Here is a 16955-nt window from a genome sequence, read left to right as displayed (position 1 = left end):
CTTTAATTCAATTCTTCTCCAATTACAGCCGCCAGTTTGTCTCTCCATTTTTCCAACAACTCAAGTTCTTTTCCTTCTAGCATAACCCTAATTACAGGTTCTGTTCCTGATGCCCTAACAAAAATCCTGCCTGGATCAACATCTTTATCAGCTTCTGCTATCACCTCATTTATAGCCTGGTTATCTTCCCAGTCCTTATTTTGAACCCTTACATTTTCCAGTAATTGAGGCCATTCCTGATATCCTTCTAACAATTCATCTAAGTTCTTACCTTTCTGACTGACAAAATCCATGATCTGCACTGCTGTCAATATTCCATCTCCACTTGTATTATAATCTAAATAAATTATATGCCCAGATTTCTCACCTCCCAAATTAAGGTTATTGGCTTTTAAGCCCTCTAGAACATATTTATCTCCATTCTTAACCTTTAAAACCTCAATTCCATATTTTGATAATGATTCATCAAGACCTAAATTACTATATTTAGTCGTCACAATCTTATTCTTCTTTAGACTGCCATTCTCCTGCATCGATAGAGCTGAAAGATACATAATTTTATCTCCATCAGCTATATTCCCCTTTTCATCGACTAAAATAGCTCGATCAGCATCGCCATCTAAAGCAATCCCAAGATCAGCGCCAGTCTCCTTTACCTTTTCAATAAGACCTGAGGTATCTGTTGAACCACAGTTAACATTGATCATACTCCCTTTCCCACTGTCATTAATAGCTATTAAATCAGTTACTCCTAGCTTGTTTAAAATTTCCGGCCCAATCTTATACCCAGCTCCATGACCACAATCTAAAACCACTTCCAATCCAGATAAATCATCTCTAACTGAAGAAATTACATTATTAATATAATCATTGACCAACTCCCTGTCATCAATAACCTGGCCAACTTTATCGTGGGTTGGCCTGCTATCTGGTTCTGTTGGGGCTGCCATTGACTCCTCAATCTTTATTTCTACATCTTCAGAAATTTTACAGCCATCTCCACCAAAAACTTTAATTCCATTATCTTCAATAGGATTATGGGAGGCTGAAATCATTATTCCTCCAATCACTTCATTTTTGCCGGTCAAATAAGATACAGCCGGGGTCGGGACAATATCCAGATCAATTATATCCACACCTGCTGAATTCACACCGGCAATTACTGCTGCAGCCAGCATATCCCCAGAGACCCTTGTATCCCTGCCTAATATAATTTTATTTTCGCTATTATCATACTCCTCTAATAAAATATCTGCAGCCGCCTCACCAATCTTAAAGGCCAGCTCAGGTGTCAACTCCAGATTAGCAACTCCTCTAACTCCATCAGTTCCAAATAACTTTCCCAAAAATAATCAACTCCTGTTCTTGTATTTAAATATTCCAATCATTATCATTTATCTTATATCTTATATCTTATATCTTATATCTTATATCTTATATCTTATGATTTATATATATTTATTATTTATACTTTGATTATCTATACTTCTATAACTTAAAAGTATCCTTTAATTTTATGATCACAGTATCCACATTTACCATTTTCAATATTTGATTTAATCCTGTAATCTCTATCAATAATTACCCTGCCACAACCTGGACAGATCGTCTTCCGGTAATCCATCTCTCTGATATTGCCTAAATAAACATAATCTAACTTCTTACTGGCTAAATCATAGGCAGTCTTTAATAACTTGATATCTGTTGCCTCTATTTCATATTTATAGGCCGGGTAATATCTTGAAAGATGTAATGGAATCTCTCTATCAACTGAACTGATAAAATCTATTAAATCTTCCAGGGCATCAATACTATCATTCTTATCCCTGATTACTAAATTGGTTATTTCAAGATGGGCATCTGATTCAGCAATCTTTATGATTGTATTTTTTACCGGCTCCAGCCGGCCATTACATTCATCTCTATAAAAATCATCATCAATTGCCTTAAGGTCAATATTAAAACCATCAATATAGGGCAGCAGTTCCAGTAAAGGCCCTTGATTAATAAAGCCATTACTGACCATTACCGTATCAATCTTATTATCTTTCATTAAGCGAGCCGTATCATATACATATTCATACCAGATTATCGGTTCTGAATAGGTAAAAGCCAGGCTTGATAAGCCTCTTTTAGCAATCTCATCAAGAATCTCCTCAGGTTCATAATATCTGGTCGGAACTTTCTGCTGGCTTAACTGCCAGTTCTGACAGAACCCACATTTCATATTACAGCCCCAGGTGCCAATCGAAAGTATTTTAGTTCCAGGCTTAAAATGAAATAATGGTTTCTTTTCGATCGGATCAACTGACATAGAGGCAACCTCACCATAATTTAAAGGTTCAATCTCGCCATCTCTATTCTCCCTGGCCATACAGATACCTTTCTGACCTTCTCTCAAATTGCAATTATGAGGACAGATATTACACTGAACTTTTTTATCCATATTTTTTACTCCTTATAACGGATTACTTCAAATCGATATATATTTGTCCCATCAGCAAATATTTTATTATAACTTATCCCTGCTTTTCTGGCCGCTATTGAAATCTGATCTTTGACTGTATCAACACCTTCCAGATCCGGTAATAACAGGCCTCTTTTATTGCCTCGCTCAAGAATCACACCAAATTTTTCATGATCAAGCTCTTCCATACCATCAACAATCTCTGCTGGCATCATAATATCAACAGAAATAATTATATTATTTAATTCCTCTTCTTTCAACTCAGGAAAACGGGGATCACAGAAAGCAGCATTATATGCATTACAGATTATCTCTTCATAGATATCCTCTCTGGTAGGTTCTATAGTGCCAATACAGCCTCTCAATGAATTACCTGCTTTAGTTTTTAGTGAAACAAAACATCCTGCTCTTAACTCCAAATCCTCAGGCTTTTCAATAGATATCTCATCGCCTGATAGAGAGTTTCTTAAACTTTCCCTGGCCAACTTAACAGGATCAAACCCTAATTTCAATTTATCTTTAGTTTTCATCTTATCTTCAGCCATAACCTGACCATCACCTCTACTATATTATTATGTCAGACTTTACCTATAAAATCCAGCGACTGCATACCCAACTCCATAAGGAGCTTCATATGATTTAACTTCTATCTTATTCCAGCGTCCATCCAGCAAGCCAAGTCCAACCATTAATGGCCTGTATCCACATTCTCCTGCTTCCTCTAAAAAACTCTCGTCATAATTTAATAAGCTGCTTAAATTGGCTGTCTTTAAATCATTCACTAACCTTTGATCAAACTTACTTCCTGCCGGTGAATACCCGGCTGGAGAATCATGATTGATTTTATGGGACAGATCTCCACTAATAATCACTTTAGGATTTTCATAATTCTTGCTGGCCTCTTCCATAACAATTTTACCGAACTCATATAACTTATCAGCCTGCCAGAATGCAATATTTATTTTCAACCAGGGAATATCCTTTGCCAGTCCAGCCTTATTTAGAAAATATGCTGGAACCATTATACCATGATCAATATTTCCACTTTTAATCCCCTTTACATCATATTCAGCCCTGACTTCAAAAGCTTTAATAAGTTTTTCTGCAAATTCATTAGCAGATTCTAGCTCTAAACTAACATCTCTGGCATTAAATCTGCTTAAATCTCCCTTTAAAGTCTCTGCCTGATCTACTGTTACCTGATTCCAATCAATTTCGCCATGGGGTCCAACAGAAATTATTAAATCAATCTCCTCTTTTAATAATTCTTCAACGGCCTCTTCAAAAGCTGAAATTGTTTTTGCAGCCTCTTCTCTCCTTTTACCACCAACTTCAGGAACTATAATTGGCGGATGGGGCAATAATAAACCTTCAGGCATTTAAAACCCTCCTTTTTAATTAATTATTATTAATATTTCTCTAATAATATTTGCCAGCGGAACAAATATAAGGTATAATAGTATTAACAGTAAACCATCTTGCTATTTATTTAATTCTATGAAAGTGCAACACTTCCTGCATACTTTCAGTTAATATTTTAATAATATAGTGATTTTTTTTACTTACACAAAATAATTTTAGCTATTTTAAAGGATTTTGCTTTTTAAAATAGAATATATTATACAGGAGCTGGGTGTAATTTTCTCAGCACTTTTATTGTCGCACAATTTTCATTATTATAATAAGGAGGTGAAAAAACTTCTGTTTTATTGGTTAAGCAGTGATTTATTGGTCACAGGCACAAAAAGCAATAATATTAACTTAACTAAATGAGGAGGAGAAAATTTAGATGAGAAAAATTTTAGTTATAACATTAGCATTAGTCCTAGCATTTTCATTTACAGCAGCTGCAGAGGAAAGAACTCCAGAAGAGATAATCCATGAATACACTTATGGCGGAACTTTAGTAATGGCTGAAACCCAGTCACCAGAAGGTATGTTCAACCCACTATTTTCTGAAACAACCTATGATGCCCAGGTTAACGATATGGTTTTTGAACCATTAAACAAAATCGATCCCCAGGGTAATCCAATTCCAGCTCTTGCAATGGACTGGGAAAGAGACGACCTGACTTATACATTTTATCTAGATGAAAGAGCTAAATTCCATGATGGAGAACCTGTAACTGCCCATGATGTAGAATTTACTTTCAAAACCTTTATGCATCCAGATTATGATGGTGTAAGAGCATCTAACTTCATGGAAATCGACGGCGCTGAAGAGTTCCGCGCTGGCGAAACCGATGAAGTCCCAGGTATCCGTGTAATCGATGACCATACCATTGAAATCGAGCTCCGCAGTCTTTATGCTCCTTTCTTAGTTCAGACTACTATTTTCGGAATCGTTCCTGAGCATATTTTAGGAGAGTATGAAGTTTCTGAATTAAGAGGTGCAGAATTTAATCAGAATCCTATCGGTTCTGGTCCATTCAAGTTTGATGAATATAGTGATGATGAGTTCACTAGAATGAGCTATTTTGAAGATTTCAGAACTGGCCGTCCATACCTTGATGAAATAGTTATCCGCTATGTTGACGATCAAGCTCTAGTTATGATGATCGAACGTGGCGAAGTTGACTATGCCAACCCTCCAGGAGAAAACTTTGACAGATTTACTGAGATGGATAATATAACTATTCACCAGTCAACAAGAGATGGTTTTGGTTATATCGGTATTAATGTTGAAGCTGACACTCCAGTTGCTGATCAGGCAGTCCGTCAGGCTATGGCCCATGGTATTAATAGACAGGGCTTTATTGATGTCGTTATGAATGGATTAGGTATTGTCTCTAACTCACCTATATCTCAGGCTAGCTGGGCCTACACAGACGATCTAAACCCATATGAATATGATCCTGATAGAGCTCAAGAAATTCTAGAAGAAGATGGCTGGGAAATGAACAACGATGGTGTTTATGAAAGAGATGGAGAATTATTAGAGTTTACTATGACAGCTTCATCTGGTTCAGAATTTATCGACCAGTTAATGGCCCTTGCCCAGGACAATTTAAATGAAATCGGTTTTGATGTCAGTATTGAAAGATTAGAATTCAATACTATGACTGATCAGATTGATGATGGTGAATTAAGTACCTGGTTCATGGGTTGGAGTTTCGGTGCTGATCCTGATCCTTACTCAGTATGGCACAGTGAAGGCGATTGGAATAGAACTAACTGGTCAAACGAAAGAGCAGACGAGTTAATTGAAAACGCACGTCAAACTCTAGACCAGGTAGAGCGCCGTGAATATTATATTGAATTCCAGCAGATCTGGAATGAAGATATGCCTTATATCCCAATGTATGCAGATATCTATCTCCATACAATGAATGATAGAGTCCGTGGCTATTTACCAGATCCTGGTGTTGTCAGTCCATTTGGTAGAGGCCATAGTGAGATTCAAAATATCTGGATTCCTAAACATTATAGATAATCCAGTAATTAACTATTAAAATTGAATAAATGCAAATTCAAATAGTAGATGGGGCATATGCCCCATCTACTCTAATGTTAAAGAACAGTTTATCTCAATAATACTTTAAAGGAGGAAGACCATGCACCAATATTTATTTCGAAGATTACTCCAGGGGGTGCCAGTTATTTTAATTGTGTCCCTGGTAGTATTTATAATAATCAATATGGCTCCTGGTGACCCAATTGCCAGACTTGAAGATCCTTCAATTTCAAGGGAAGATTTAGAACAACGTTACGCAGCAATGGGATTAGACGATCCATTAATGGTTAGATATGCCAGCTGGTTAGGTGATTTTGTTAGAGGTGATTTTGGTTATTCAATGGACTCATCTCGACAACCAGTCGCAAACTTAATTAGAGTTAGAATAATGCCTACAATTTACTTAACCTTAGGTGCAATGATTCTTAGTTTTATAATATCTATACCAATTGGGATACTGTCAGCTACAAAACAGTATTCAGTTTTCGACTACGCAGCCACCTTATTTGCATTTTTCGGAGTTTCAATACCAAGTTTCTTTTTTGGTTTAATACTCCTATATGTTTTTGCATTACAATTAGATTTAATGCCAACCGGAGGTTTTCAGGACCCAACAGCTGCCACAACAACTGTCTGGACCCATTTGCATCATGCAATTCTACCTGTCATAGCACTTGGTTATGCCAGAGCAGCTAGTTTGACCCGTTATATGCGTTCCAGTATGTTAGAGGTTATCAAAGAGGACTATGTAAGAACAGCCAGAGCAAAAGGTGTAAAAGAGAGAGTCGTTGTTTATAAGCATGCCCTTAGAAATGCACTTATTCCAGTTATTACTATTTTAGGTTTACAGGTTCCATTGCTATTCTCAGGAGCTGTAATCATTGAAGAAGTATTTTCATGGCCAGGAATTGGGCGATTATCTATTCGAGCTGTCTGGCAGAGAAATTATACTGTCATGATGGCTACAACAGTTATTTTCGCCATCCTTGTATTCTTTGGAAATTTAATAGCTGATATGTTTTATGTAATAGTTGACCCAAGAATTAAATATGACTAAAAGGAGGTTATCTAATTGGCAAAAACTAAAAACAAAGAAAAACATAAGGTTATAGATAAAAAGATTGAGTCTCCCTGGCAGGTTGCCTGGAGGCAGTTCAAAAAAAATAAATTAGGAATGATGGGCTTATTTATATTAATTATTATTGCTTTAGTCGCTATCTTTGCACCTCAATTAGCCCCAAATAGCCCATATTCAACAAATATACTTCAGGCAAATCAGGCACCTGGCGGCGACTTTCCTTTAGGAACTGACCGTGTTGGCCGCTGTATTATGTCTAGAATGTTATATGGTGCCAGGGTAAGTATTACTGTTGGTCTTGTTTCTATGAGTATTTCTGTTTTTATTGGAACAACTTTAGGTTTAATGGCAGGATATTTTGGAGGTTTAGTTGATACTTTAATTTCAAGATTAATTGATATTGTCAGAAGTGTGCCATTCTTAATCCTGGCAATCGTTATAGCTTCAATCTGGGGTCCAGGTCTATATAGATTAATGGCTATTATCGGTATTTTAAGCTGGACAGGAGTTGCTCGACTTGTTCGAGGTGAAGTCCTGGCTCTAAGGGAAAGAGAGTTTATTCATGCTTCCAGAGCTTCAGGAGCAGATGATTCTAGAATAATGTTTAAACACCTCTTACCAAATACTTTTGCTCCAATCATTGTTAATGCTACTCTAGCAGTTGCTGCAGCAATCTTATCAGAAGCTGGATTGAGCTATTTAGGACTGGGAATTCAGCCTCCTATGCCTAGCTGGGGTAATATGCTTAATGAAGCCCGTAACCTGGTTATATTAGAATCCAGGCCATGGTTCTGGATGCCACCTGGTTTCATGATAATAATTACAGTGCTTTCAATCAACTTTATGGGTGATGGTCTCCGTGATGCCCTTGATCCAAAACTGACTAGATAATAAAAAATCTAAATCCATAAAATAAAATGTCTGGGTATTTGATATCTAAATGATATCATTTATCCAGGCATTTTTTTTATAAACAAAAAACCCTCCTCGTATTGAGAAGGGTAAATAAATAAATTGACGAAAATTTTATCTTTTTGAGAACTGAGGAGCTTTTCTTGCCTTTTTGAGTCCAGGCTTCTTTCTCTCCTTCATTCTTGAATCTCTTGTTAAATAACCAGCTTTCTTTAAAGGCTTTCTAAACTCTTGATCAACTTCAAGCAATGCTCTTGCAATCCCATGTCTAACAGCCCCTGCCTGTCCAGAAAGACCACCTCCATTTACACTAGCAACTAAATCTAAACTTCCAAGCTGCTTTGTAACTTCAAGAGGTGATTGAATATCTTGAATCAAAGACTTTCTATGAAAGTAATCTTCTATATCAGTTCCATTAACAATCATATCGCCATTACCTGGCATTAATCTTACTCTAGCTGTTGCTGTCTTTCTTCTACCTGTACCACGATATTGTACATCAGCCATCTAATAACTACCTCCTTTCACTTAAATCTAATTTTTCTGGATTTTGAGCTTTATGTGGATGCTCAGTTCCTTTATAAACCTTTAACTTCTTGCCAATTCTTTTTCCAAGCTTATTACTTGGGAGCATACCTTTAACAGCTTTCTCTATTATGAATTCAGGATCTTTCTTTTTTAATTCTCTATAGGTTACCTCTTTAATTCCACCTGGGTAATTAGAGTGACTGTAATGAATTTTCTGATCCCATTTATCACCAGTCAAATTAATATTTTCAGCATTAACTACAATTACATAATCACCAGTATCAATATGGGGAGTAAATTCTGGTTTATGTTTTCCCCTTAATAACTGAGCAACTTCTGAGGCCAATCGGCCTAATGTTTGATCAGTAGCGTCAACTATATACCAGTTTCTATTTATCTCAGATTCTTTAGCACTATAAGTTTTCATTATATAATTTCCCTCCTTGTATCATTATTACCCGTTAATTGGATAATAAATTTCTTTTAAAGTTAAACCTTTGGCTGGAGCAGTAAACCCAGCGTTATTCCTGCATTTTGATTTAAGAACTTTCTTCATATCGTCATAACGTCTCTTCTTTTTTCCAATTTCTATAACAGTTCCAGCAATTATCCGCATCATATTATATAAAAATCCTGAACCAATAATTTCTAAAGCATAAATATTATGAGATTCTTCATAAAACTCTGCCTTATAAATATTTTTAACCGGTTCTTTGCTCCTACAACCCTTTGCTCGAAAAGCAGAAAAATCATGTTTCCCTATTAAACATTCTATCGATCTAGACATAGCTGTAAGATCTAAATCCATATATATATGATAAGCATATTTACGCATAAAGACATCTCTATATAAATTATTGTCTATCCGGTAAATATACTTTTTAGCTTCAGCATCATAGCGAGAATGAAATTCATCACTTATATATTCTGCATCCAAACATACTATATCATTAGGCAATTCACTATTAAAGGCCTGGGGCAATCTATTTAGTGGGATATCAACCTTTAAATCAAAATTAAAAACCTGACCCTTCGCATGGACTCCAGCATCTGTTCTGCTAGCACCATAAATTTTACCTGGTTCTTTATGAAATTTACTTAATACATCTTCTAATTTTTCCTGAATAGTTTCTCTAGTATTTTTTTGTCTCTGCCAGCCACTGTAATTTGAGCCATCATAAGAAACTATAATTTTAACATTCCTCATTAAGGATCCTCCAAAAAATCATCTAAAACTTAATAAAACAGCAATGATTAAAACACCAATTAATGCATAGATATCTGATCTTCTTAACTCTAACTCATTTAAGCGAGTTCTATTTGTTCCCCCCTGATAACACCTTGATTCCATTGCTAATGCAAGTTCATCAGCTCTTCTAAAGGCACTTATAAACAATGGAACTAATAAAGGGACTAAACTTTTAGCTCTTTCAATAATATTTCCACTTTCAAAATCTGCTCCCCTTGCTTTCTGGGCTTTCATTATCTTTTCAGCTTCTTCCATTAAAGTTGGAATAAACCTTAAAGCAATTGTCATCATCATGGCTAATTCACCAGCTGGTACCCCAAATCTTGCCAGGGGTTTTAAAAGATATTCTATTCCATCTGTTAATTGTAAAGGGGATGTTGTTAAAGTAAGCAATGAGGTGAACATTATTAATAAAAGAATTCTACCGACCATAAATAAACCGGTAAATAATCCTTCTTCTTCAATCCTTAAAAATCCCCATTCCCATAAAACTTCTCCACCTCTTGTTAAAAACATATGAAGAAATAACGTAATTATAATTAAAAAGAAGACAGGCTTTAAACCATTTAATACCCTTTTAACTGGCAGTTTAGAAATCATCATGATAGCTATTACAAAAAGAAGAAACAAACCAAATCCAATAAATGAATCAATTAAAAAGAGTACTGTTATCATAATTATGGTTATTATTATCTTAATTCTTGCATCCAGTTTATGAATAAAAGAATCACCAGGAATATATTGACCTATAGTAATATCTTTTAACATGATCTTTTCTCCTCAGGGATATTCTTCTCCTGCAATTTACTGATTATTTCATCTTTAGCTTCGATTACATCAAATATATCTGTCCTGACTGATACTCCCTTAGAATTTAGCTTATGAAGTATAGAGGTAACAGCAGGTAAATCTAAATCTAATTCCCGCAATCTTTTTTCTTCACTGAATACTTCCGCTGGACTTCCATCTAAAACAATTCTACCTTCATCCATAACGATTACCCTGGTGGCAAGCTTTGCAATTTCTTCCATCCTGTGAGAAATTAAAATAATTGTAATATTAATATCCTGGTGCAGATATTTAAGTAGTTCTAATAAATTATTTCTCCCATTAGGATCTAAGCCTGCAGATGGTTCATCCAGAATTAAAATTTCTGGTTTCAAAGCCAGAACACCTGCTATTGCAACTCTTCTTTGCTGACCACCACTGAGATTAAATGGAGATCTATCCTTGAATTTTTCATAATCAAGTCCAACCAATTCTAGAGATTCTTTAACCCTGTTTTTTATTTCTTCTTTTTTTAACCCTAAATTTTTAGGACCAAAAGCAACATCCTCATATATACTTTCCTCAAATAGTTGATGTTCTGGATATTGAAAAACTAAACCAACTTTTTGCCTGATAAATTTAAGCCTCTTCTTATCAGAAAAGATATCTTCATTGTTATATAAAACAGTTCCTGAAGTGGGTTCTATTAAACCATTTAATAGTTGAACTAATGTTGATTTTCCTGAGCCAGTATGACCTATCAGACCAATGAATTCCTGCTCCGAAATAGATAAATTTATATCTTTAAGTGCTACTGTCGGATTATATTGGTTATACACATGGGTAATGTCTTTTAATTCAACTAACATAATGCAGTCACCAATTCCTCTATATCCATTACTTCAGGTATTTGCAATCCTGAGCTTCTCAATTCATTAGCCAGCTGAACTGCCACAGGAACATCTAAACCAGCACTCTTAATAAGATCTATATTCTGAAATATTTTCGAAGGTTTATCAATATCTTTGATTTCTCCACCATTCATAACAACTATTCTATCAGAGAATATTGTTTCTTCCATAAAATGAGTGATCAATATTACTGTAATACCTTCTTCTTCATTAAGATATTTAATTGTTTTTAAAACCTCTTTGCGTCCCATGGGATCAAGCATAGCTGTTGGCTCATCAAGAACTATACAATCAGGTAGCATTGCTATTATTCCAGCAATTGCTATTCGTTGCTTTTGTCCACCTGAAAGTTCATGGGGAGGATGGCTTTGATAACCACCCATACCAACCATTTCAAGGGATTTATCCACTCGTTCCCTTATCTGGTCTGAGGGTAAAGCCAGGTTTTCTGGCCCAAAAGCAACATCATCTTCAACAGTTGTTGCAACCAACTGATTATCTGGATTTTGAAAAACCATACCAACTTTTTGTCTTATCTTCCAGACATTTTCTGGATCAGATGAATTAAATCCATCTACGAACACCTGACCTTCAGTTGGAACTAATAAGACATTAAGCAATTTAGCTAATGTTGATTTCCCAGAACCATTGGAACCAATAATTGAGATAAATTCACCTTTTTCAATTGATAAGTTCACACCTGATAGAGCTTTATCTTCCTGCTCTCTATATAAAAAATCTACATCTTTAATTTCGATCAGGCTCATTTTTACACCCACTTCATTATGCCACTAAATTTATTCAACTAATTCTATTAGGGCTCTATCAGATGCATCTCCTCTACGAGGATACATTTTTATAATTCTGGTATATCCTCCTGGTCTATCAGCAAATCGAGGGCCAATCTCATCAAATAATTTAGTTATAACTTCTTTATCATTAATTTTTTTAGCAACTTTTCTTCTTGACTGAACACTATTATCTTTTGAAATTGTAATTAACTTTTCAGCTAAAGGACGTAGTTCTTTGGCTTTTGCAAGACTTGTTTCAATCCTTTCATTTCTAAAAAAGTCAGTTAACATATTACGAAACATTGCTTTCCTATGTGAACTTGTCTTTCCAAGTTTTCTTCTAGGCATTAGTAAACACCACCTTTACTCATTAGGTTGTTTTAATGATAAATCAATATCATGTAATTTATCTTTAATTTCCTGTAATGATTTTTTACCTAAATTCCTTACTTTCATTAAGTCATCTTCAGTTTTACTTACTAATTCTCCAACAGTATTAATACCTGCTCTTTTTAAACAATTAGAAGATCTAACTGATAGTTCTAATTCTTCTACTGTCGTATCATAGATCTGATTTTTCTCTTCCTCTTCTTTTTCAACCATAATCTCAACATTTTCCAGGTCAGAATCTAAGTCAAGAAAAAGTTCTAAATGTTCTATCATTATTCTAGCAGATAAACTAATAGCTTCTTCAGGACTAATACTTCCATTAGTATGAACATCCAGTAAGAGTCTATCATAATCAGTGACCTGACCAACTCTAATATCTTCTACTTTAAAATTTGCTCGCTCGATTGGACTAAATGAAGAATCTATAGGTATTAAACCTATAACATTATCAAATTTTTCTTTGTTTTCTTCAGCAGTAACATATCCTCGACCTTTTTCAACTGTTGCTTCAAGTTGCATGCTGCCTTCTGGAGCTAAAGTAGCAATTTTATGGTCTTTATTAACTATCTCAATATCTCCAGAAACCTGAAAATCACCTGCAACAACATCTGTTTTATCACTGACATCCAATCTTATGCTAGCTTGCTCTTCACCATTATATTTTAAAACGACACCTTTTAAATTCAATATAATATCAGTGACATCTTCAACTACTCCAGGTATAGCAGTGTATTCATGCTTGGCCCCCTCAATCTTCACTGAGGTGATCGCTGCTCCTGGAAGCGATGATAACAATATTCTTCTAATAGAATTTCCTAATGTTGTTCCATATCCTCTTTCTAGAGGACTGATTTCAAAGCTCCCGAAATTTCTATCTGCCTCTAATTTATTTATTTTAGGTTTCTCAATCTCTATCATTTAATTATCACACCCTCCTCTCAATTCTTGTCAGCTGAGGGTAGCTTCAGCTTAAAGTGAATAATACTCAACTATAAGTTGCTCATTAATTGGATGTTCAATATCCTCGCGTTCAGGCATTCTAACAACAGTACCTTCTGCTTTTTCCATGTTAACACTTAGCCATTCAGGAGCATTGTATTCATCATTAGTTTCTAAAACATCTTTGATGAAATTTTTCTTTCTACTAGCATCTTTTACACTAATAGTATCTCCCTCTTCAACCTGATATGAAGCTATATTAACTCTACTACCATTCACATATATATGACCATGTAGAACTAATTGTCTGGCCTGGGATCTGGATGTAGCAAAACCCATTCTAAATACAGTGTTATCCAGCCTTGTTTCTAAGAGCTGCAAGAAATTTTCGCCAGTTACACCTTTTTGCCTGGCAGCTGTTGAGAATGTACTTCTAAATTGATCTTCCATCATTCCATACATTCTTCTAACTTTTTGTTTTTCTCTGAGCTGATTACCATATTCTGATTGCTTTCTGCGACCCTGTCCCTGTTCTCCAGGAGCATATGGTCTTCTTTCAAAAGCACATTTTTCAGAGTAACACCTTTCTCCTTTTAAATATAGCTTTTCTCCTTCACGACGACAATGTTTACATTTTGCTTCAGTATATTTTGCCATTTATATTAGCACCTCCTATTTATTGAATTATTAAACTCTTCTTCTTTTCGGCGGCCTGCAGCCATTATGAGGAATAGGTGTAATATCTTTAATTAAAGTTACTTCTATTCCAGCAGACTGTATAGCTCTTATTGCAGACTCTCTGCCTGAGCCAGGTCCTTTAACAAAAATCTGTAATTCTTTTAAACCCATTTCTTGAGCTTCTTCAGCAACATTTTCTGCTGCTATTTGTGCAGCAAAAGGAGTACTCTTCCTTGATCCTTTATATCCTGCTTTCCCGGCACTGGACCAGGCTACAACATTACCGTCCATGTCAGTTATACTTACAATAGTATTATTAAATGTCGATCTTATATAAGCCTGACCTTTTTCTATAAACTTTTTATTTTTCTTTTTTCTTCTTTTGGTTTTTTTCTTACCTTTAGCCATCTAAAATAATTCCCTCCTCGTACTAAAATTTAATTATTTTCTAATAGGTTTTACAGGACCTTTCCTTGTTCTAGCATTAGTTCTTGTTCTTTGACCTCTAACTGGAAGCCCTCTTCTATGCCTTAAGCCTCTATAAGAACCTATATCTTTTAATCTTTTAATATCAGCTCTTCTTTCTCTTCTAAGCTCACCTTCAACAGCATATTCATCTATTTCGCTTCTTAATTTAGCTATTTCAGCTTCAGTAAGGTCTTTTACCCTTGTATCAGGATCAACACCTGCTGCTTCAAGAATATCATTAGATCTAGAGCGGCCTATACCAAAAATATATGTCAAGCCAATTTCTACTCTTTTATTTTTAGGTAAATCTACACCTTCTATTCTAGCCATTTTTTTACACCTCCATTTAAAGAATTAACCCTGGCGCTGCTTGTGCTTTGGATTTTCACAAATTACCATTACTTTTTTGTTTCTTCTAATAACTTTACATTTATCACAAATCGGTTTAACAGATGGTCTAACTTTCATTTATAAAACACCTCCATAAAACATTTATTACATAGAATTATGCTTTATGTCTATAAGTTATTCTTCCACGTGATAGATCATACGGTGATAATTCTACTGTCACTTTGTCTCCAGGTAAAATTCTAATATAATTCATTCTCATTTTACCTGAAACATGTGCCAAAACTTTATGCCCATTATCAAGTTCAACTCTAAACATCGCATTTGGCAAAGGTTCCACTACTGTACCTTCAACTTCAATAGGATCTTCTTTAGACATATATATTTTACCCCCCTTTATAATTAAAGGTATTTAAATTCATCTTCAATTAAATTCCATTAGCATATAAGTCTATATCTATCATTCCTAATTGATCACAACAATATCACTAAACTAGTTCAATTTATTATTTCTCCATTTTTAAGCTACCCTATATTATACCATATTATCAATGCAAGTAAAAGCAAATTTATAGCCTACTTAGTATTTTCGGGCCTTCTTTAGTTATAGCAATACTATCTTCCCAGTGAGCCGACAGACTTCCATCCTCAGTAACAACTGTCCAACCATCATCTTTAGTTTTAACATTGTAATGACCTATATTAACCATTGGTTCAATTGCTAATGTCATACCTTCTTTTAATCGGGGGCCTCTGCCTGCAGGTCCGAAATTAGGAATCTGCGGATCTTCATGCATATCAGTCCCAATTCCGTGCCCAACGTAATCTCTAACAACTGAACAGCCTGCATTCTCTACGTGAATTTGAACTGCATTAGATATATCTGTAAGCCTATTGCCAATTATCGCATTTTCAATTCCCTTATCTAAAGCCTTTCTTGTTACTTCAATTAAAGACTTAGCTTCCTGAGAAATCTTACCAACAGGAAAAGTTCGAGCTGCATCTCCATGAAATCCTTTATAATATACACCTATATCAACACTTAAAATCATACCTTTTTCTAAAACTCTAGTTTTAGATGGTATTCCATGAACAACTTCATCGTTAATGGATAAGCAAACAGACGCCGGATATCCTCTATAACCTTTAAATGAAGGTTTCCCACCTTTATTTTCTATAAACTCTTCCGCCAATTTATCTAAATCATAAGTGCTGATACCAGGCTCAATTTTTTCCGATAAAAACTCATGGGTTTCTGCAACAATAGAATTAGCTTTTGACATTATATCGATTTCTCTTTTAGATTTCCTTATTATCATCTAATTTTCTCCTCGATAACGTCAACTATATCATTAGTTACTTCATCGATATCTTTTTCAGCATCAATCTCAATTAATATATTTTTTTCATCATAATATTTAATTAGCTTTTCAGTCTTATTTTTATTTACATTAATTCTTTTCTTAACTGTTTCTTCTTTATCATCATCTCGTTGAATTAATTTACCACCACATTCATCACATATAGATTCTTCTTTAGGAGGTTTGAAATCAACATGATAAGTTGCTCCACAATCTTCACAAATTCTTCTGCCAGTCAGTCTTTTAATTAGTTCACTCTCACTAACTTTGGTATATATAACTAGATCAATTTTTTTATTAAAGTCATCCAGATTACTATCTAACGCTTCAACTTGATCAAGGGTTCTTGGATAACCATCTAATATAAAACCCTTATTACAATCTTTATCTTGCAATCTTTCCTTTACAATACCATTAGTAACTTCATCTGGAACCAGTTCACCAGAGTCAATATATTCCTTAGCTTTTACTCCTAAAGGAGTCTCATTTTTTATCGCATTACGAAATATATCTCCAGTTGATATATGAGGTATGTCATATTTATTAGCTAGTATTTTGGCCTGGGTTCCTTTTCCTGCACCTGGAAGCCCTAAAAAAACTAAATTCATTTATG

The 16955-nt window shown here is 34.8% G+C and carries 22 protein-coding genes; 3 read left to right on the top strand and 19 right to left on the bottom strand.

Features of this window, described 5'->3' with window-relative positions; genetic code table 11:
- Positions 1-2 precede the first annotated feature (2 nt).
- From glmM to I0Q91_RS13315, 4 genes are all read right to left on the bottom strand, one after another.
- Positions 3-1346, bottom strand: coding sequence for a phosphoglucosamine mutase (gene glmM / locus I0Q91_RS13330; RefSeq protein WP_270455150.1), 1344 nt, complete (start codon positions 1344-1346; stop codon positions 3-5).
- Positions 1347-1495: 149 nt separating this feature from the next.
- Positions 1496-2446: an AmmeMemoRadiSam system radical SAM enzyme gene (amrS, locus tag I0Q91_RS13325; RefSeq protein ID WP_270455148.1), complete on the bottom strand. Its 951-nt coding sequence runs from the start codon at positions 2444-2446 to the stop codon at positions 1496-1498.
- A 5-nt stretch (positions 2447-2451) separates the two neighbouring features.
- Positions 2452-3012, bottom strand: coding sequence for an AmmeMemoRadiSam system protein A (gene amrA, locus I0Q91_RS13320; RefSeq protein WP_270455147.1), 561 nt, complete (start codon positions 3010-3012; stop codon positions 2452-2454).
- Positions 3013-3051: 39 nt separating this feature from the next.
- Positions 3052-3846 (bottom strand): class III extradiol dioxygenase subunit B-like domain-containing protein, encoded by a 795-nt coding sequence (locus tag I0Q91_RS13315; RefSeq protein ID WP_270455146.1) that lies wholly within the window; start codon positions 3844-3846, stop codon positions 3052-3054.
- Positions 3847-4256: 410 nt separating this feature from the next.
- On the opposite strand from I0Q91_RS13315, the gene I0Q91_RS13310 reads away from it, so the two are divergent.
- From I0Q91_RS13310 to opp4C, 3 genes are all read left to right on the top strand, one after another.
- Positions 4257-5900 carry a peptide-binding protein gene (locus I0Q91_RS13310; protein WP_270455145.1) on the top strand — a complete coding sequence of 548 codons (1644 nt, stop codon included), beginning with the start codon at positions 4257-4259 and terminating at the stop codon, positions 5898-5900.
- A gap of 121 nt (positions 5901-6021) precedes the next feature.
- The gene (locus tag I0Q91_RS13305; protein ID WP_270455144.1) at positions 6022-6978 is read left to right on the top strand and encodes an ABC transporter permease; all 957 of its coding nucleotides are present in this window, start codon (positions 6022-6024) and stop codon (positions 6976-6978) included.
- A 15-nt stretch (positions 6979-6993) separates the two neighbouring features.
- Positions 6994-7890: an oligopeptide ABC transporter permease gene (opp4C, locus tag I0Q91_RS13300; protein ID WP_270455142.1), complete on the top strand. Its 897-nt coding sequence runs from the start codon at positions 6994-6996 to the stop codon at positions 7888-7890.
- Positions 7891-8025: 135 nt separating this feature from the next.
- Here opp4C and rpsI read toward each other — a convergent pair whose 3' ends face one another.
- From rpsI to I0Q91_RS13225, 15 genes are all read right to left on the bottom strand, one after another.
- Positions 8026-8418 carry a 30S ribosomal protein S9 gene (gene rpsI / locus I0Q91_RS13295; protein WP_270455141.1) on the bottom strand — a complete coding sequence of 131 codons (393 nt, stop codon included), beginning with the start codon at positions 8416-8418 and terminating at the stop codon, positions 8026-8028.
- Between the two features lie 7 nt (positions 8419-8425).
- Complete coding sequence (gene rplM, locus I0Q91_RS13290) at positions 8426-8866, bottom strand: 50S ribosomal protein L13 (protein WP_282550628.1); 441 nt, start codon at positions 8864-8866, stop codon at positions 8426-8428.
- A gap of 27 nt (positions 8867-8893) precedes the next feature.
- Positions 8894-9646, bottom strand: a complete 753-nt coding sequence (gene truA, locus I0Q91_RS13285; protein ID WP_270455140.1) for a tRNA pseudouridine(38-40) synthase TruA — start codon at positions 9644-9646, stop codon at positions 8894-8896.
- An 18-nt stretch (positions 9647-9664) separates the two neighbouring features.
- Positions 9665-10456 carry an energy-coupling factor transporter transmembrane component T family protein gene (locus I0Q91_RS13280; RefSeq protein ID WP_270455139.1) on the bottom strand — a complete coding sequence of 264 codons (792 nt, stop codon included), beginning with the start codon at positions 10454-10456 and terminating at the stop codon, positions 9665-9667.
- Entirely contained in the window at positions 10450-11325 is an 876-nt protein-coding gene (locus I0Q91_RS13275) for an energy-coupling factor transporter ATPase (RefSeq protein WP_270455138.1), read from the bottom strand. Before I0Q91_RS13275 ends, I0Q91_RS13280 begins: the two co-directional genes overlap by 7 nt.
- Positions 11319-12134 carry an energy-coupling factor transporter ATPase gene (locus I0Q91_RS13270; protein WP_270455137.1) on the bottom strand — a complete coding sequence of 272 codons (816 nt, stop codon included), beginning with the start codon at positions 12132-12134 and terminating at the stop codon, positions 11319-11321. The genes I0Q91_RS13275 and I0Q91_RS13270 overlap by 7 nt, the downstream gene beginning before the upstream one ends.
- Positions 12135-12164: 30 nt before the next feature.
- Positions 12165-12506, bottom strand: a complete 342-nt coding sequence (gene rplQ / locus I0Q91_RS13265) for a 50S ribosomal protein L17 (protein ID WP_270455136.1) — start codon at positions 12504-12506, stop codon at positions 12165-12167.
- 15 nt (positions 12507-12521) lie between these two features.
- Positions 12522-13466: a DNA-directed RNA polymerase subunit alpha gene (locus I0Q91_RS13260; RefSeq protein ID WP_270455135.1), complete on the bottom strand. Its 945-nt coding sequence runs from the start codon at positions 13464-13466 to the stop codon at positions 12522-12524.
- A 51-nt stretch (positions 13467-13517) separates the two neighbouring features.
- Positions 13518-14144 carry a 30S ribosomal protein S4 gene (rpsD, locus tag I0Q91_RS13255; protein ID WP_270455134.1) on the bottom strand — a complete coding sequence of 209 codons (627 nt, stop codon included), beginning with the start codon at positions 14142-14144 and terminating at the stop codon, positions 13518-13520.
- Positions 14145-14174: 30 nt separating this feature from the next.
- Entirely contained in the window at positions 14175-14573 is a 399-nt protein-coding gene (gene rpsK / locus I0Q91_RS13250; protein ID WP_270455133.1) for a 30S ribosomal protein S11, read from the bottom strand.
- 33 nt (positions 14574-14606) lie between these two features.
- A complete protein-coding gene (rpsM, locus tag I0Q91_RS13245; RefSeq protein WP_270455132.1) occupies positions 14607-14963 on the bottom strand; it encodes a 30S ribosomal protein S13 in 357 nt (118 codons plus the stop codon).
- Between the two features lie 24 nt (positions 14964-14987).
- On the bottom strand, positions 14988-15101 hold the full coding sequence (rpmJ, locus tag I0Q91_RS13240; RefSeq protein ID WP_270455131.1) for a 50S ribosomal protein L36: 114 nt from the start codon (positions 15099-15101) through the stop codon (positions 14988-14990).
- Between the two features lie 37 nt (positions 15102-15138).
- Positions 15139-15360 (bottom strand): translation initiation factor IF-1, encoded by a 222-nt coding sequence (infA, locus tag I0Q91_RS13235; RefSeq protein ID WP_270455130.1) that lies wholly within the window; start codon positions 15358-15360, stop codon positions 15139-15141.
- Between the two features lie 190 nt (positions 15361-15550).
- A complete protein-coding gene (map, locus tag I0Q91_RS13230; protein WP_270455129.1) occupies positions 15551-16300 on the bottom strand; it encodes a type I methionyl aminopeptidase in 750 nt (249 codons plus the stop codon).
- Positions 16297-16950 carry an adenylate kinase gene (locus I0Q91_RS13225; protein ID WP_270455128.1) on the bottom strand — a complete coding sequence of 218 codons (654 nt, stop codon included), beginning with the start codon at positions 16948-16950 and terminating at the stop codon, positions 16297-16299. The genes map and I0Q91_RS13225 overlap by 4 nt, the downstream gene beginning before the upstream one ends.
- Between the last annotated feature and the right edge of the window lie 5 nt (positions 16951-16955).

Origin of the sequence: Halonatronomonas betaini (assembly GCF_015666175.1) — a bacterium.
GTDB lineage: Bacteria > Bacillota > Halanaerobiia > Halanaerobiales > Halarsenatibacteraceae > Halonatronomonas > Halonatronomonas betaini.
The sequence above is the reverse complement of the archived record's forward strand: the minus strand, read 5'-3'. Positions and strand labels throughout refer to the sequence as shown.

What these genes read in the sequence shown, in the direction of transcription:
- amrS (WP_270455148.1), bottom strand. Translation starts at nt 2,446, where the DNA reads ATGGATAAAAAAGTTCAGTGTAATATCTGTCCTCATAATTGCAATTTG.
- amrA (WP_270455147.1), bottom strand. Translation starts at nt 3,012, where the DNA reads ATGGCTGAAGATAAGATGAAAACTAAAGATAAATTGAAATTAGGGTTT.
- I0Q91_RS13315 (WP_270455146.1), bottom strand. Translation starts at nt 3,846, where the DNA reads ATGCCTGAAGGTTTATTATTGCCCCATCCGCCAATTATAGTTCCTGAA.
- I0Q91_RS13310 (WP_270455145.1), top strand. Translation starts at nt 4,257, where the DNA reads ATGAGAAAAATTTTAGTTATAACATTAGCATTAGTCCTAGCATTTTCA.
- I0Q91_RS13305 (WP_270455144.1), top strand. Translation starts at nt 6,022, where the DNA reads ATGCACCAATATTTATTTCGAAGATTACTCCAGGGGGTGCCAGTTATT.
- rpsI (WP_270455141.1), bottom strand. Translation starts at nt 8,418, where the DNA reads ATGGCTGATGTACAATATCGTGGTACAGGTAGAAGAAAGACAGCAACA.
- rplM (WP_282550628.1), bottom strand. Translation starts at nt 8,866, where the DNA reads ATGAAAACTTATAGTGCTAAAGAATCTGAGATAAATAGAAACTGGTAT.
- truA (WP_270455140.1), bottom strand. Translation starts at nt 9,646, where the DNA reads ATGAGGAATGTTAAAATTATAGTTTCTTATGATGGCTCAAATTACAGT.
- I0Q91_RS13280 (WP_270455139.1), bottom strand. Translation starts at nt 10,456, where the DNA reads ATGTTAAAAGATATTACTATAGGTCAATATATTCCTGGTGATTCTTTT.
- I0Q91_RS13275 (WP_270455138.1), bottom strand. Translation starts at nt 11,325, where the DNA reads ATGTTAGTTGAATTAAAAGACATTACCCATGTGTATAACCAATATAAT.
- I0Q91_RS13270 (WP_270455137.1), bottom strand. Translation starts at nt 12,134, where the DNA reads ATGAGCCTGATCGAAATTAAAGATGTAGATTTTTTATATAGAGAGCAG.
- rplQ (WP_270455136.1), bottom strand. Translation starts at nt 12,506, where the DNA reads ATGCCTAGAAGAAAACTTGGAAAGACAAGTTCACATAGGAAAGCAATG.
- I0Q91_RS13260 (WP_270455135.1), bottom strand. Translation starts at nt 13,466, where the DNA reads ATGATAGAGATTGAGAAACCTAAAATAAATAAATTAGAGGCAGATAGA.
- rpsD (WP_270455134.1), bottom strand. Translation starts at nt 14,144, where the DNA reads ATGGCAAAATATACTGAAGCAAAATGTAAACATTGTCGTCGTGAAGGA.
- rpsK (WP_270455133.1), bottom strand. Translation starts at nt 14,573, where the DNA reads ATGGCTAAAGGTAAGAAAAAAACCAAAAGAAGAAAAAAGAAAAATAAA.
- rpsM (WP_270455132.1), bottom strand. Translation starts at nt 14,963, where the DNA reads ATGGCTAGAATAGAAGGTGTAGATTTACCTAAAAATAAAAGAGTAGAA.
- rpmJ (WP_270455131.1), bottom strand. Translation starts at nt 15,101, where the DNA reads ATGAAAGTTAGACCATCTGTTAAACCGATTTGTGATAAATGTAAAGTT.
- infA (WP_270455130.1), bottom strand. Translation starts at nt 15,360, where the DNA reads ATGTCTAAAGAAGATCCTATTGAAGTTGAAGGTACAGTAGTGGAACCT.
- map (WP_270455129.1), bottom strand. Translation starts at nt 16,300, where the DNA reads ATGATAATAAGGAAATCTAAAAGAGAAATCGATATAATGTCAAAAGCT.
- I0Q91_RS13225 (WP_270455128.1), bottom strand. Translation starts at nt 16,950, where the DNA reads ATGAATTTAGTTTTTTTAGGGCTTCCAGGTGCAGGAAAAGGAACCCAG.